The organism is Streptomyces sp. NPDC056486 (genome assembly GCF_042795295.1).
Lineage (GTDB): Bacteria > Actinomycetota > Actinomycetes > Streptomycetales > Streptomycetaceae > Streptomyces.
The window spans coordinates 1-13,337 of the sequence record NZ_JBHTSF010000025.1 but is presented as its reverse complement, the minus strand read 5'-3'; the positions used below and the strand labels follow the sequence as shown (position 1 = coordinate 13,337).

The window sequence follows — 13,337 nt, the reverse complement described above, 5'->3', positions numbered from 1 at the left end:
GGCGAGGCCCTTTCTCCTCATCTTCCCCGCGACGAATCTCGTCGCGAGACGGAATTGGCACCTTCCCCACCGAGACCTCGCGTGCGCGGTCGGCGGGATGGTTGCCGGGGCTTCAACGGGCCGTATCCCTCTGCCCCTCTGGATGAGCGGTATGGCGCCGGGGCTTCAGGGGCCCCAGGGCATTTGTTACGCGCCGACCCCCGACATGCGATGGTCATCCGCGTTGTTCAAGACTGTAACCGACGGCCTGGACCCTTGAGATAGTCGTCCGAACCGCGAGATGGATCACATGTAGGCCACACACAGGAGGAATCACCCGTGCTGGAAGAGGCCGAGCGCTGGCTGACCAGGCGTTCCTGGTCCGTTGCCGACCGTCCGCTCAGCGCGCTCGTCGCCGCCAAACGGGCGTCGGGAGCCTCGGTGAGCGTCGTCCTGCCCGCGCTCGACGAGGAGGAGACGGTCGGCGAGATAGTCGCCGAGATCCGCCGCGAGCTCATCGAGAAGGCCGCCCTCGTCGACGAGCTCGTGGTGATCGACTCCGGCTCCCGGGACCGTACGGCCGAGGTCGCGCGGGATGCGGGCGCGCGGGTCGTGCACCGGGACGAGATCCTGCCGCGCATCCCGGCCGTGCCCGGCAAGGGCGAGGTCCTGTGGCGCTCGCTTCTGGTGACCGGCGGTGACATCGTCGCGTTCGTCGACGCGGACCTGAAGGAGTTCTCGGCGGACTTCGTCACCGGGATCGTGGGCCCGCTCCTGACCGAGCCCGACGTGCACTTCGTGAAGGCGATGTACGACCGGCCCCTTGCCGGGACCGCCGGTCAGGGCGGCCGGGTCACCGAGCTGATGGCGCGCCCGCTGCTCAACATGCACTGGCCCCAACTCGCGGGGTTCGTCCAGCCGTTGGGCGGCGAGTACGCGGCACGCAGGTCCCTCCTTGAGCGGCTGCCGTTCCCCGTCGGCTACGGGGTGGAGCTTGGCCTGCTCGTCGACGCGCTGCACACCGTGGGCCTTGACGCGCTCGCGCAGGTCGACGTCGGCGTGCGCAAGCACCGGCATCAGGACGGGCAGGCGCTCGGCAGGATGGCCGCGGCGATCTACCGGACGGCACAGGTCCGGCTCGCGCTCGGTCATCACGTACGCCCCGAACTCACACAGTTCGAGCGGGGCGAGCACGGGTTCGAACCGCGGACCCATTCGGTGGACACGGAGGAGCGTCCGCCGATGTCCGGCATCGCGGAGTACGCGGCCCGCCGCGTGGCGTAACCATCCAAGACCGGGCATTTTGTCTACATTCCCCACTTATGTGGGTATCTATGCGGGTCAGGCAGGTATTGAGAAGCGTGCGACGCATCGGTGGCGTGGTCGTGGCCACCGTCGGTCTCACGGCAGGGGCGCTGAGCGCCGCCGCAGCAGCGGACGTGCGTCACGACGTATCGCTGTACGGCAACTCCAGGACCATCGGTCACAGCGCCGGTCACAGCGCCGGTCACAGCATGCTCGACCACGCGAACGAGCAGCAGAGCAGTCGGGGTGAACTGGTCGACACGGGTGGCGAATCGCGCACGATGCTGTACGCGGGCCTCGCGTTCTCGCTGTGCGTGCTCGGCGTACTCGCGGTGGCGGCGGCGCGGAGCAGAAGGACCCTGAGGCCCTAGGCGTGGCCAACGGGCCCGGCTCTACGCCGGGCACGCGAACGTATACGGCGGGTCCGCCCCGGGTCCTGCCGCACGTTTGAGCCCTGCCGGTAAGGGCTAGGTTTCGGCACATGGTCTCCGAGCACGCCGCCGCCCAGGTCCTCGTCGCGTCCAACCGCGGCCCCGTCACGTACTCCCTGGAGGAGAACGGAGAGCTGACGGCCAAGCGGGGCGGCGGAGGACTCGTCTCCGGGCTCAGCGCGATCGGCGACTCCGCCGGGGACTCCCTGTGGGTCTGCGCGGCGCTGGGAGACGGCGACCGGGAGGCCGTGCGGCGCGGGGTCGGTGAACCCGGGGTGCGGATGCTCGACATCGACCCGCAGGTGCACGCCGACGCGTACAACGGGATCGCGAACTCCGTGCTCTGGTTCGTCCACCACATGCTGTACCAAACGCCGCTCGAACCGGCCTTCGGCCCGGAGTTCCGGGCGCAGTGGGCGTCGTACGAGACCTACAACCGGGCCTTCGCCGAGGCGCTCGCGGAGAGCGCCGCAGGGGGCGCGGCGGTCCTCGTCCAGGACTACCACCTGGCGCTTGTCCCGGGGATGCTGCGCGAACTCCGCCCCGACCTGCGCATCGGCCACTTCTCGCACACGCCGTGGGCGCCGGTGGACTACTTCCGGATGCTGCCGGACGACGTCGCGGAACAGTTGCTTCGCGGCATCCTGGGGGCCGACCGTGCGGCGTTCCTGACGGGGCGGTGGGCGGACGCGTTCACGGAGTGCTGCGTCGCCGTCATCGGCGGTACGTCGGGGACGCGGATCGGGGTGCACGGGCTCGGGGCCGACGCGGATTTCCTGCGGGAGCGGGCGGGGCGGGACGACGTGGAGGAACGGCTTGTCGCGCTGCGGGAGCAGGTCGGGACCGGCCGACGGGTGATCGTCCGGGTGGACCGGACGGAGCTGTCGAAGAACATCGTGCGGGGGCTGTTGGCGTACCGGGAGCTGCTGGCCTCCCGCCCCGAGTGGCGGGAACGGGTGGTGCACGTGGCCTTCGCCTACCCGTCGCGGCAGGATCTCGCGGTGTACCGCGAGTACACCGCGTCCGTGCAGAAGCTCGCCGACGAGATCAACTCCGAGTACGGCGTCGAGGGTTGGACCCCGGTCGTGCTCCACGTGAAGGACGACTTCGCGCGGTCGCTGGCTGCGTACCGCCTGGCGGACGTGGCCCTGGTGAACCCCATCCGGGACGGGATGAACCTGGTGGCCAAGGAGGTGCCGGTCGTTTCTGATGAGGGGTGCGTGCTGGTGCTTTCGCGGGAGGCGGGGGCGTACGAGGAGTTGGGCGATGACGCTCTCGTCGTGAACCCGTATGACGTGAGCGGGACGGCTTCTGCGCTGCATGAGGCGCTGACGATGCCGGTCGAGGAGCGGGCGGAGCGAACGAAACGCCTGGCGGCGGCAGCTACGGCTCTTCCCCCGGCTCAGTGGTTCCTGGACCAGCTGCGAGCCTTGCAGGACTGAACTGATTGGTCCCCAACCCCGCCCCTTCCCGAAAACCCGCTGGCGCGGGGGCCTTGGTGGACGTCATCACCGGCTCCGCCGAGTTCGTCCTCAAACTCCCCCAAGCTCTTAATGAGCAGGGGACCCCCTCGACAGGCTGAGAAAGCCGGTGGGACGGTGCCGTCGCCGACCCCGGGTGAAGGTGCCCGTGAAAACTCCGCGGCGACCTGCAACCTCCCCGGGGCCCGGACGTCTGTCGGGGTGAAGGCGCCTTCGTTCGATCCACCGACCCCGACCACGAATCGAGGAACCGCATGTCCCTGCGTCATGTCTCCATCCGCAAGGCCCTGGGCGCGGCGACGGCCATCGCGGCTCTCGCCCTGGGCGGCACGGTGGCACACGCCGCCACCGCCGATCCCTCCCCGGTCCCGGCCAAGAGCGGACACGAGGCACCGTCCCCCGTCCCGGCTACTCCGGGCAAGGGCGGACACGAAGCACCGTCCCCGGTCCCGGCTACTCCGGGCAAGGGCGGACACGAGGCACCGTCCCCCGTCCCGGCTGCTCCGGGCAAGGGCGGACACGAAGCACCGTCCCCGGCACCGGCTGCCCCGGGCAAGGGCGGACACGAAGCACCGTCCCCCGTCCCGGCTGCCCCGGGCAAGGGCGGACACGAAGCACCGTCCCCCGCCCCGGCTGCGAAGTGATGCCGCAGCGCCGGCAGTAGCCGCAAGCCGTAGGAGGGCCGCCGGGCCGATCACCCGGCGGCCCGCACGCCCCGCGTCCAGGAGAGCCATGAGGACAGCGACGTACCCGGTCGTCCCCGCCTTCCCCGTCACCAGCGCGCTGCGCCGTGGCTGGGAGCGCCTGCTGCGCGGGCTCCTGACTCGTACGGGTCAACCGCCGCCCGGGATCCGGCAGCCGGTCCCCGTGCCGACCGTGCCCCTCTCCACGCCGGGTGAGCCCGGTCCCGGGATCGACGACCTCTACCACTACCGCCGCCTGGACCTCGTCCGTCTCGCGCTGTTCCTCGTCGACGATCTGCCGACCGCCGAGGACGTCGTGCAGGACGCCTTCGCGGCGGTCTTCCGCAGACACGGCGCCCGCCTGGAAGGCGTGGACGACCCGGAGGCGTACCTACGGACGAGCGTGGTGAACCGCTCCCGTTCCGTGTTGCGCCGCCGCAGAACGGCCCGCGCGCACACACCCGAGCGCGAGGGCCACGTCCCGCCTGTCGACGAGCACGTCCTGCTGCGCGAGGAACACCGCGAGGTGCTCGAAGCGCTCAGGCGGCTCACCCGGCGCCAGCGCGAGGTGCTCGTGCTGCGCTACTGGTCCCACCTCACCGAGGCCCAGATCGCCGCCACCCTCGATCTCTCGCGCGGCACGGTCAAGTCCACCGCCAGCCGGGCGCTGGACGCACTCAGCAGACAGTTGGGAGGCTCCCGATGACCCCGAAGGACGGGCACGGTCCCGGCCCTGGGCAGGAACTGCTCGAAGACCGGCTGCGCGACGCGTTGGACGCACGGGCGCGCACGGTCGGCCCTGACTCCCTGCGGCGCGCCACCCCGCCGTCCGAGCAGGTGGGCAGGCGTTCTCCCGTCCGTGTGACGGCGCTGACCCTGCTCGCGCTCGCGGCGGCCCTGGCCTGCGTCCTGCTGGCCCTGGGCTGGGTCGAACGGCAGGGCGGGGAAGCCCCCGTCGAACCTGCGCACCCGCACGAGAGGACCACCCGGCCGCCGTCTCAGGCGCCGTCGCCGGTGCCGGCGCCGTCGGACCTGACGCAACCCTCACCCGTGCCCGACTCACCCGTACCCGACTGACAGCCAGTTCGTCAGTCCAGCTGCGCGGCGATCCTCGAAAGCAGGTCCACCACGCCCTGGGGACCGTCCACCACCACGTCGGCCCGGTCCGCCAGTTCCGCGACCTCCGCGCTGCCGCTGCACACCAGCAACCCCCGCACCTGGTCCGAGCGCAGCTTCTCCACCGCCGCGAAAGCGGGGAGGTCGCCCAAGTCGTCGCCCGCGTACAGGACAGTCTCGGCGCCCACTTCGCGTACGTAGTCGGCGAGGGCCACCCCCTTGTCCATGCCAGGAGGGCGCAACTCCAGTACCAGGCGGCCGGGTTCGACGATGAGGCCGTGGCGGGACGCCAGCTCGCCGAGAGGTTCACGCAGCGCCTCGAACGCGGCCTGCGGATCCTGCGCACGGCGCGTGTGGACCGCGACCGCACGGCCCTTCTCCTCTATCCACGAGCCGCGCCAGGCACCGATCTTGTCCAGGAAGCCGGGAAGTTCGGCGCGCACGGACGCCACCCCGGGGTGCGGTTCAGCCGCGTGCACCGTGGAGGAGACCGCGTCCCAGCGCTCGGCGCCGTAGTGCCCGAGGACGACGAGGTGTTCGAGGCCGGGGACGCCCGCGAGGCCGCCGTAGCGCACCGCCACGCCCGCAGGGCGCCCGGTGACGACGGCGACGGACCGCACCTTCGGTGCGAGCGCGGCGAGGGCGGGAACGGCGCCGGGATGGGCGCGGGCCTGCTCGGGGTCGGGCACGATCGGGGCGAGCGTGCCGTCGAAGTCGAGCGCGATCACGGCCTTCCCGGGCCGCGCGAGGAGCGCGGCGAGGCCCTCGCGCCCTGCGGGCGTCACGGGCTCGGGCAGCTCGGGAGAGTACACAGGGTCACCCATGGGCCTGACCCTACGCTCTGCCCTTACCCTCAACGCTCCCCGCGCCGGGACTCCCTGACCCGCCGGAGCCGGTTGACGGTCACCGGATCGTGCGCGAGGGCGCGGGGATCGTCGAGCAGGGCGTTCAGGAGCTGGTAGTAGCGGACCGGCACCAGACCGAGCTGCTCGCGCACGGCCCGCTCCTTGGCGCCGGGACCGCTCGCCCAGTCACGGCGCTCCAGGGCGAGGATCGCGCGGTCACGCTCGGAGAGGCCGGTGTCGGGGAACGCGTCGTCCCTCGCGTTGTCACCCCTCGCATCGTCGTCCGTGGCATCGGTCATGCCCGTCACGCTATTCCGAGTTCTCCTCGGTCGCCGCCTTGGTCTGGATCTGACTGAGGATCGACTGCGGGTTGCCGTCCGGGTCGACGGCCCTGCCGATGTACTTCTTGACGTCGACGGAGACCTGCGCCCAGGACGTCTTGCCCACCGGGTACAGCTGCGACGTGGGCAGCTCGTCGAGGAACTCGGCGAGCGCCTTGTCATTCTTGTTGCCCGTCATCTGCTGCGCCGCGGAGGTCGTGACGGGCAGCAGATCGTACTCGCGGGAGAAGTCCAGGACGTTCTTCGTGCTGTAGGCGAAGTCGAGGAACTTACCGATCTCCGGGCCGTTGCCGTGCTGCTTGAAGGCCATCATCCAGTCGGCGACGCCCATCGTGGCCCGGGCGTGGCCGTTCACGCCGGGCATCGGCACCATGCCGTACTTCACGCCCTTCTTGGCGGCCATCTGCATCAGCGTGGGGTGGCCGTTGAGCATGCCCACGTCGCCGCGTGTGAAGGCGGCGAAGGCCTCGGCGCGGTCGAGCTCGGCGGGCGGCGTGTCGCCCGTCAGGCCCTTGCCGACGAGCTCGTCCTTCAGCCAGGTGAAGGTCTTCACGTTCTGCTTGGAGTCGATGTCGTACGTGCCGACGTTGTCGGTGTAGTTGCCGCCACCGCTGAGCAGCCACTGCAACGTCTCGGCCTGCGCCTCTTCCGAGCCGAGCGGCAGGGCGTAGGGGATCTTCACCCCGCGTGCCTTGAGAGCCTTGGCGTCGGCCGCCAGGTCGGTCCAGCTCTGCGGCGGGGTGAGATCGGCGTCCTTGAAGATCTTCTCGTTGTAGAAGAGCAGGCGCGTGGAGGAGGCGAACGGCATGCCGTACTGGACGCGCTTGACCTCGCCCGCCTCGGCGAGAGGGGCCATGAAGTCGGCCTGGGTCGCGATGGAGACCAGGTCCTCGACGCGGTACAGCTTGTCCTGCGCGGCGTAGTCGGCGTAGGCGCCGATCTGGGCCATGTCGGGGGCGTCGCCCGCCTTGACCATTTCCTTGACCTTGCGGTCCACGTCGGTCCACGAGTACACGCTGACGTCGACCTTGATGCCGGGGTTCTTGGCCTCGAACTTCTTGGCGATCTTGTCCCAGTACTTCTGGGAGCTGTTGTCCTTGGAGTCGCCGTAGTCGGCGGCCACCAGCTTGAGGGTGACGTCGCCGGAGTCGCCCGGACCGCCGCAGCCGGCGAGCACCGCCGCCATGCCCAGTGCGGCTACCGCCGCGGTCAGTCCTGTCGCGCGCCGCTGCACAGCTTTTCCCACCCTCGAAAGATCTTCGTGAACTGCGATTTTCCCCCGCGTACGCACACGAGGTCTACACCACTCAAGTATCGCTTGTGCAACGGCGTGCTCCTTACGTCCCACCATTGCCGAGGGGGCCGACCTGCTGCTAAGCACGTCACGTTCCATGAGCACACGGTGAAGTCCCGCACTGGCAAGGAGCTTTGGCGCATGTCGCGTACCGCAACAGAGATCGCAACCCAGCCCGCCTGCTGGCACCGGGCGGCCGAGGCCGCCTCCGCCTTCGACGGACTGCCGAAGCCGGGCGAGCGGGTGGCCGTCACCGGGTGCGGTACGTCATGGTTCATGGCCATCGCGTACGCGGCGCTGCGCGAGGCCGCCGGGCAGGGCGAGACGGACGCCTTCGCCTCGTCGGAGTTCCCCGCCGGGCGGAAGTACGACCGGGTGGTCGCGATCACCCGCTCCGGTACGACGACGGAGGTCCTCGAGCTCCTCGGCGAGCTGAAGGGTGTCGTCCCGACCACCGCCCTCACCGCCACCCCCCGTTTGGGGACAGAAGCCTCCCCGGTCATGGACGCTGCCGACTCGGTGGCCGTTCTGGACTGGGCGGACGAGAAGTCGGTCGTCCAGACCCGCTTCGCCACGACCGCTCTCGCGTTCCTGCGGGCCGGGCTCGGTGACATCCCCGGCGTGAAGTCGGTCGCCGATGCCGCGGCCGACGCGGAGCTCGCGGTGACGGAGCCGTTGCCCGCGGCGGTCGTGGCCGCCGAGCAGTGGACGTTCCTCGGGCGGGGCTGGACGTACGGGCTCGCTCTTGAGGCGGCGTTGAAGATGCGGGAGGCGGCGGGGGCGTGGACGGAGTCGTACCCCGCGATGGAGTACCGCCACGGGCCGATCGCCATCACCGGGCCCGGCCGTGTGGCGTGGATGTTCGGCGTGCTGCCGGAGGGTCTTGCCGGTGATGTCGCCCGGGTGGGCGGTGAGCTTGTCGCCCGCGAGGAGGTGGACCCCCTGGCGGATCTGATCCGGGCCCAGCGGCTTGCCGTTGCACTGGCCGAGTCCCGGGGCTTTGACCCCGACCGGCCTCGGAACCTGACGCGGAGCGTCATTCTGGGCTAGTTCGGCCACCCACCCACCCGATTGCCCCGCACTGATTAATTGGAATGGACTAGACCTCTCGCGGGTCTCGCGCGAGACTGTCCCCCGTGAGACATGTCATCGCCCTCGATGTGGGCGGCACCGGAATGAAGGCCGCCCTGGTCGGGGCGGACGGCGCGCTCCTCTACGAAGCGCGGCGGGCCACCGGCCGGGAGCGCGGCGCCGACGCCGTGGTCGAGTCCATCCTCGACTTCGCCGCCGACCTCCGCGCCCACGGGATCAAGGAATTCGACGAACCCGCCGCCGCGGCGGGCGTCGCGATCCCCGGGATCGTCGACACCGAGCGCGGCATCGCCGTCTACGCCTCGAACCTCGGCTGGCGCGACGTCCCCATGCGCGAGCTCCTGAGCCGCAGGCTGGAAGGCGCACCCGTGGCCCTTGGCCACGACGTCCGCACCGGCGGCCTCGCCGAGGGGCGGATCGGCGCGGGCAAGGGTGCGGACCGGTTCCTCTTCGTGCCGCTCGGTACGGGGATCGCCGGGGCCATCGGGATCGGCGGCGGCATCGAGCCCGGCGCCCATGGCTCGGCGGGCGAGATCGGGCACATCATCGTGCGCCCCGGCGGCCCGCTCTGCGGCTGCGGTCAGCGCGGCTGCCTGGAGCGGCTCGCCTCCGCTTCCGCGGTGAGCGAGGCGTGGGCGGCGGCGAGCGGTGACCCCGAAGCGGACGCGGCGGACTGCGCGAAGGCCGTGGAGTCGGGCGACCCGCGGGCCCAGGCGGTCTGGCAGAACGCCGTCGACGCGCTCGCCGACGGCCTCATCACCGCCCTCACCCTCCTGGACCCGCACACCCTGATCATCGGTGGCGGTCTCGCCGAGGCCGGGGAAACCTTGTTCACACCCCTGCGGGCGGCCATGACGGAACGCATCGTCACGTTCCAGTCCCAGCCCCTCATCGTCCCGGCCGCACTCGGGGACACCGCGGGATGCCTGGGCGCGGGCCTGCTCGCCTGGGACCTCCTCGGCGCCCCTGACCACCCCACCGACTCCACCGCATCGACCGACACCGACTCCACGGAGGTAACCGCCTGATGGCCACTAGCAAGGTGCTCGCCGGTGCTCAGGTGGTCCTGCCCACCGGGACCATTTCCAACGGCCGCGTGATCATCGACGGCGCGCGCATCGGCGATGGGGGTCCCTCCCTGCTCGAGCGAAGCCGAGAGCTTGGGGGAGCTCCCAGCGATGCCGAAGTCATCGACCTCGCCCCCGGCCACTGGGTGGTCCCCGGCTTCGTCGACATCCACAATCACGGCGGCGGCGGTGCGTCCTTCACCTCCGGCACCGTCGATGACGTGCTCAAAGGCGTCCACACGCACCGCCTGCACGGCACCACGACCGTCGTCGCGTCGACCGTCACCGGCGAGATGGACTTCCTCGCCCAGCGGGCCGGCCTGCTCAGCGAGCTGGCCGAGCAGGGCGACATCGCGGGCATCCACTTCGAGGGGCCGTTCATCTCGCCGTGCCGCAAAGGCGCGCACAGCGAGGTGCTCCTGCGCGACCCGGACCCCGCAGAGGTCCGCAAGCTGATCGACGCGGCACGCGGCCGGGCCAAGATGCTCACGCTCGCCACCGAGCTGCCGGGCGGCATCGACTCCGTACGCCTCCTGGCCGAACACGGCGTGATCGCGGCCATCGGCCACACGGACGCGACGTACGAGCAGACGCAGGAGGCCATCGACGCGGGCGCCACCGTCGCGACGCACCTCTACAACGCGATGCCGACCCTCGGGCACCGCGCGCCGGGCCCGATCGCCGCGCTCCTGGAGGACGAGCGGATCACGGTCGAGCTGATCAACGACGGCACGCATCTGCACCCCGCGTCGTTCGAGCTGGCCTTCCACCACGCGGGCGCGGCCCGCACCGCGCTCATCACGGACGCGATGGACGCGGCGGGCTTCGGCGACGGCCGGTACATGCTCGGCCCGCTGGAGGTCGAGGTGTTGGACAGCGTCGCGCGGCTCGTCGAGGGCGGCTCGATCGCGGGCTCGACCCTCACCCTGGACCGTGCGTTCAAGCGCTCGGTGACCGTCGACGGTCTGCCGGTCGACGACGTCGTCCGCGCCATCTCCGTCAACCCGGCCAGACTCCTGGGGATGTACGACGAAGTCGGCTCCCTTGAGCCGGGCAAGGACGCCGATCTGGTGGTCCTTGACGCGGAGTTCGACCTGGTGGGCGTCATGCGCAAGGGCGAGTGGGTGGTCGCGCCCAAGTAGCTGCGGCAGAGACGTTGAAATGGCAACGAAGAGAGAGCGATTGGTCCGGACCCCTGGGCCAACCGCCTTCTTTTTGGCATGATCAGCCCGAAAGAAGACGGCAGCAGACGACAGCAGAGGACGCCGACAAGCGCGTCCTCCAGTGATCTCGGGAGCGGTCCCGGGAGCGATCTCGGAGGTATCTGGGGTGAGCGACGAGTGATTCTCACAGTCACGCTGAACGCCGCCCTGGACATCACCTACCGGGTCCCCGCCCTCACCCCGCACGCCTCGCACCGCGTCACCGAGGTCACCGAACGCCCCGGCGGCAAGGGCCTGAACGTCGCCCGCGTCCTCGCGGCCATCGGCCACGACGTGACCGTGACCGGCTTCGCCGGCGGCGACACGGGCCGCACCCTGCACGAGCGCCTCAAGCGCGAGCCCCGCGTCACGGACGCGCTTGTGCCCGTCGACGGCGCAACGCGCCGCACGCTCGCCATCGTCGACGCGGCGACCGGCGACACCACGCAGCTGAACGAACCGGGCCCGGCGGTATCGCCCGCGGAGTGGTCCGCGTTCCGGGAGTCCTACGAGGAGTTGCTGCGCGGGGGCGCGGCCGCGGTCGCCCTGTGCGGGAGCCTGCCGCCGGGGGTGCCGGTCGGCGCCTACGCGGCCCTCGTACGGGCCGCGCGCACCGCCAAGGTCCCCGTGCTCCTGGACACCAGCGGGGAGGCGCTGCGCCGTGGCCTCGCCGCCCGCCCCGACATCATCAAGCCGAACGCCGACGAACTGGCCGAGCTGACCGGCTCCCACGAGCCCGCCCAGGCGGTCCGTGACGCCCGCCGCAGGGGCGCGCACGCGGTGGTGGCATCGCTGGGCGCCAAGGGCCTGCGTGCCGTCACGCCGGACGGCACCTGGCAGGCGACTCCGCCGAGCCTGGTGCGCGGCAACCCGACGGGCGCCGGTGACTCGGCGGTCGCGGGCCTGCTCTCCGGTCTGGTGGAGGAACTCGCGTGGCCGGAGCGCCTCGCACGGGCCGTGGCCCTGTCAGCGGCGACAGTGGCGGCCCCCGTGGCGGGCGAGTTCGTGCTCTCGACTTACGAAGACCTGCTCACGCGGGTCGCGGTGACCGGGGAGGCCAGCGCGGCGTGACGTCACGCGTCAGCGCGTGAGTGACGCACAACGGGCCCAGGCGGCCCGAGAATTGGGGATTCATCATGCCACTCGTATCCACCGGCGACCTGGTGGCCGACGCGCGCGCGACGGGGCGCGGTGTCGCCGCGTTCAACGTGATCACGCTGGAGCACGCCGAGGCGATCGCCGCGGGCGCGGAGCAGGCGGGCTCCCCCGCGATCCTCCAGATCTCCGAGAACGCCGTGAAGTTCCACGGCGGCAACCTCTCCGCCATCGCGGCGGCAGCGGCGGCGGTGGCGCGTTCCTCGTCGGCCCCGCTCTCCCTGCACCTGGACCACGTCATGGACGTGGAACTCATGCGGGCCGCGCACCCCGAGGGCTTCAGCTCGGTGATGTTCGACGCGTCGAAGCTGACGTACGACGAGAACGTCAAGGCGACCGCCGATGCCGTGCGTTGGGGCCACGAGCGCGGCATCTGGATCGAGGCGGAGCTGGGAAAGGTGGGCGGCAAGGAGGGTGAGGCCCCGCTGGACGCGCACGCGCCGGGGGTGCGGACGGATCCCGCGGAGGCGGCGGCGTACGTGGCCGACACGGGCGTCGACGCGCTCGCGGTGGCGGTCGGCTCCTCCCACGCGATGACGTCACGCACGGCGTCCCTGGACCACGAGTTGATCGCGTCCCTGACGAAGGCCGTCCCCGTACCACTGGTGCTGCACGGCTCAAGTGGCGTGCCCGACGCGGAGATCCGGGCGGCGGTGGCATCGGGCATGGTGAAGATCAACGTGGGCACGGCGCTCAACACGGCGTTCACGGGGGCGGTGCGGGAGTACCTCGCGGGGGACACGACCGGGGTGGACCCGCGGAAGTACATCGCCCCCGGGCGCGAGGCGATGGCCGAAACGGTCGCGGGATTCCTCGGGCTCCTGGCATGAATGCGCCGTAGCGACATATCGTGATCAACGACCAAGATCACGAGCTAGTTGGGGGAACCCTTGCGCACGTCCAGTAAGACAATGCGTATCGCCGTGGCGGCTGCCGTCGCCTTCGGCGCCTTCACCGCCACCGCCGCGAGCGCGAGCGCCGATTCCAGGTCCGCCGCGGCCTCCGTCAGCACGGGGGCGGCTCAGGAGTGGGGCGGCGGCTGGAACAACTACGGCGACACCAGCGTCCGCGAGAAGGCGAGCACGGGGGCACGGAAGGTCGGCACGCTGAAGCGCGGCAAGAAGATCAAGTGCTGGGTGGCCGGTTGCAGCGGCACCCACAACGGCGGCACCTACCGCTGCTCCAGCTCCAGCCCCAAGGAGAAGGACTGGCACGCGGTGCGCTGGAACGGCAAGAAGGCCTGGGTCGCCAGCCGCTGCATGGAGTGGGGCCGCGTCGCCTAGCCGGCGGCTTCGGCACCCGGCATCACACGGCATGAGGCGCCGGTGGTCACCGTCCGTGGACGG

15 protein-coding genes and 1 riboswitch are annotated in these 13,337 nt (G+C 71.0%); of the genes, 12 read left to right on the top strand and 3 right to left on the bottom strand.

Annotated elements, in window-relative coordinates; translation table 11 throughout:
- Positions 1–14: 14 nt before the first annotated feature.
- Positions 15–149: riboswitch (SAM riboswitch) on the bottom strand.
- A 169-nt stretch (positions 150–318) separates the two neighbouring features.
- The 6 genes from ACFQ7F_RS13245 to ACFQ7F_RS13220 all read left to right on the top strand — a co-directional run bounded on the left by ACFQ7F_RS13245 (position 319) and on the right by ACFQ7F_RS13220 (position 4,956).
- On the top strand, positions 319–1,263 hold the full coding sequence (locus ACFQ7F_RS13245; protein ID WP_383269894.1) for a glucosyl-3-phosphoglycerate synthase: 945 nt from the start codon (positions 319–321) through the stop codon (positions 1,261–1,263).
- A gap of 77 nt (positions 1,264–1,340) precedes the next feature.
- Positions 1,341–1,655 (top strand): hypothetical protein, encoded by a 315-nt coding sequence (locus ACFQ7F_RS13240; RefSeq protein WP_383269892.1) that lies wholly within the window; start codon positions 1,341–1,343, stop codon positions 1,653–1,655.
- Positions 1,656–1,765: 110 nt separating this feature from the next.
- Entirely contained in the window at positions 1,766–3,157 is a 1,392-nt protein-coding gene (locus ACFQ7F_RS13235) for a trehalose-6-phosphate synthase (RefSeq protein WP_383269891.1), read from the top strand.
- Positions 3,158–3,450: 293 nt separating this feature from the next.
- Complete coding sequence (locus ACFQ7F_RS13230) at positions 3,451–3,840, top strand: hypothetical protein (RefSeq protein WP_383269889.1); 390 nt, start codon at positions 3,451–3,453, stop codon at positions 3,838–3,840.
- Between the two features lie 88 nt (positions 3,841–3,928).
- On the top strand, positions 3,929–4,585 hold the full coding sequence (locus tag ACFQ7F_RS13225; RefSeq protein ID WP_383269888.1) for a sigma-70 family RNA polymerase sigma factor: 657 nt from the start codon (positions 3,929–3,931) through the stop codon (positions 4,583–4,585).
- On the top strand, positions 4,582–4,956 hold the full coding sequence (locus tag ACFQ7F_RS13220; protein WP_383269887.1) for a hypothetical protein: 375 nt from the start codon (positions 4,582–4,584) through the stop codon (positions 4,954–4,956). The genes ACFQ7F_RS13225 and ACFQ7F_RS13220 overlap by 4 nt, the downstream gene beginning before the upstream one ends.
- Before the next feature lie 11 nt (positions 4,957–4,967).
- On the opposite strand, the gene otsB is transcribed toward ACFQ7F_RS13220, so the two are convergent.
- From otsB to ACFQ7F_RS13205, 3 genes are read right to left on the bottom strand one after another with little or no spacing between them, the layout of a single operon-like run.
- Positions 4,968–5,819 carry a trehalose-phosphatase gene (gene otsB, locus ACFQ7F_RS13215; protein ID WP_383269886.1) on the bottom strand — a complete coding sequence of 284 codons (852 nt, stop codon included), beginning with the start codon at positions 5,817–5,819 and terminating at the stop codon, positions 4,968–4,970.
- 29 nt (positions 5,820–5,848) lie between these two features.
- Complete coding sequence (locus ACFQ7F_RS13210) at positions 5,849–6,139, bottom strand: DUF3263 domain-containing protein (RefSeq protein WP_383269885.1); 291 nt, start codon at positions 6,137–6,139, stop codon at positions 5,849–5,851.
- A 10-nt stretch (positions 6,140–6,149) separates the two neighbouring features.
- Positions 6,150–7,367 carry an ABC transporter substrate-binding protein gene (locus tag ACFQ7F_RS13205; RefSeq protein ID WP_383269982.1) on the bottom strand — a complete coding sequence of 406 codons (1,218 nt, stop codon included), beginning with the start codon at positions 7,365–7,367 and terminating at the stop codon, positions 6,150–6,152.
- 249 nt (positions 7,368–7,616) lie between these two features.
- Here ACFQ7F_RS13205 and ACFQ7F_RS13200 point away from each other — a divergent pair, with 249 nt between their 5' ends.
- From ACFQ7F_RS13200 to ACFQ7F_RS13175, 6 genes are all read left to right on the top strand, one after another.
- A complete protein-coding gene (locus tag ACFQ7F_RS13200; protein WP_383269883.1) occupies positions 7,617–8,525 on the top strand; it encodes an SIS domain-containing protein in 909 nt (302 codons plus the stop codon).
- A gap of 86 nt (positions 8,526–8,611) precedes the next feature.
- Complete coding sequence (locus tag ACFQ7F_RS13195; protein WP_383269882.1) at positions 8,612–9,595, top strand: ROK family protein; 984 nt, start codon at positions 8,612–8,614, stop codon at positions 9,593–9,595.
- Positions 9,595–10,776, top strand: a complete 1,182-nt coding sequence (nagA, locus tag ACFQ7F_RS13190; RefSeq protein WP_383269880.1) for an N-acetylglucosamine-6-phosphate deacetylase — start codon at positions 9,595–9,597, stop codon at positions 10,774–10,776. The genes ACFQ7F_RS13195 and nagA overlap by 1 nt, the downstream gene beginning before the upstream one ends.
- A gap of 198 nt (positions 10,777–10,974) precedes the next feature.
- Entirely contained in the window at positions 10,975–11,907 is a 933-nt protein-coding gene (locus tag ACFQ7F_RS13185; protein ID WP_383269878.1) for a 1-phosphofructokinase family hexose kinase, read from the top strand.
- Positions 11,908–11,972: 65 nt separating this feature from the next.
- On the top strand, positions 11,973–12,821 hold the full coding sequence (locus tag ACFQ7F_RS13180) for a ketose-bisphosphate aldolase (RefSeq protein ID WP_383269876.1): 849 nt from the start codon (positions 11,973–11,975) through the stop codon (positions 12,819–12,821).
- An 81-nt stretch (positions 12,822–12,902) separates the two neighbouring features.
- On the top strand, positions 12,903–13,274 hold the full coding sequence (locus ACFQ7F_RS13175) for a hypothetical protein (protein ID WP_383269875.1): 372 nt from the start codon (positions 12,903–12,905) through the stop codon (positions 13,272–13,274).
- Positions 13,275–13,337: the final 63 nt, after the last annotated feature.

Coding starts and splice junctions, on each gene's coding strand:
- ACFQ7F_RS13235 (WP_383269891.1), top strand. CDS start 1,766: ATGGTCTCCGAGCACGCCGCCGCCCAGGTCCTCGTCGCGTCCAACCGC.
- ACFQ7F_RS13180 (WP_383269876.1), top strand. CDS start 11,973: ATGCCACTCGTATCCACCGGCGACCTGGTGGCCGACGCGCGCGCGACG.
- ACFQ7F_RS13225 (WP_383269888.1), top strand. CDS start 3,929: ATGAGGACAGCGACGTACCCGGTCGTCCCCGCCTTCCCCGTCACCAGC.
- ACFQ7F_RS13220 (WP_383269887.1), top strand. CDS start 4,582: ATGACCCCGAAGGACGGGCACGGTCCCGGCCCTGGGCAGGAACTGCTC.
- ACFQ7F_RS13210 (WP_383269885.1), bottom strand. CDS start 6,139: ATGACCGATGCCACGGACGACGATGCGAGGGGTGACAACGCGAGGGAC.
- nagA (WP_383269880.1), top strand. CDS start 9,595: ATGGCCACTAGCAAGGTGCTCGCCGGTGCTCAGGTGGTCCTGCCCACC.
- otsB (WP_383269886.1), bottom strand. CDS start 5,819: ATGGGTGACCCTGTGTACTCTCCCGAGCTGCCCGAGCCCGTGACGCCC.
- ACFQ7F_RS13230 (WP_383269889.1), top strand. CDS start 3,451: ATGTCCCTGCGTCATGTCTCCATCCGCAAGGCCCTGGGCGCGGCGACG.
- ACFQ7F_RS13200 (WP_383269883.1), top strand. CDS start 7,617: ATGTCGCGTACCGCAACAGAGATCGCAACCCAGCCCGCCTGCTGGCAC.
- ACFQ7F_RS13205 (WP_383269982.1), bottom strand. CDS start 7,367: ATGGCGGCGGTGCTCGCCGGCTGCGGCGGTCCGGGCGACTCCGGCGAC.
- ACFQ7F_RS13175 (WP_383269875.1), top strand. CDS start 12,903: ATGCGTATCGCCGTGGCGGCTGCCGTCGCCTTCGGCGCCTTCACCGCC.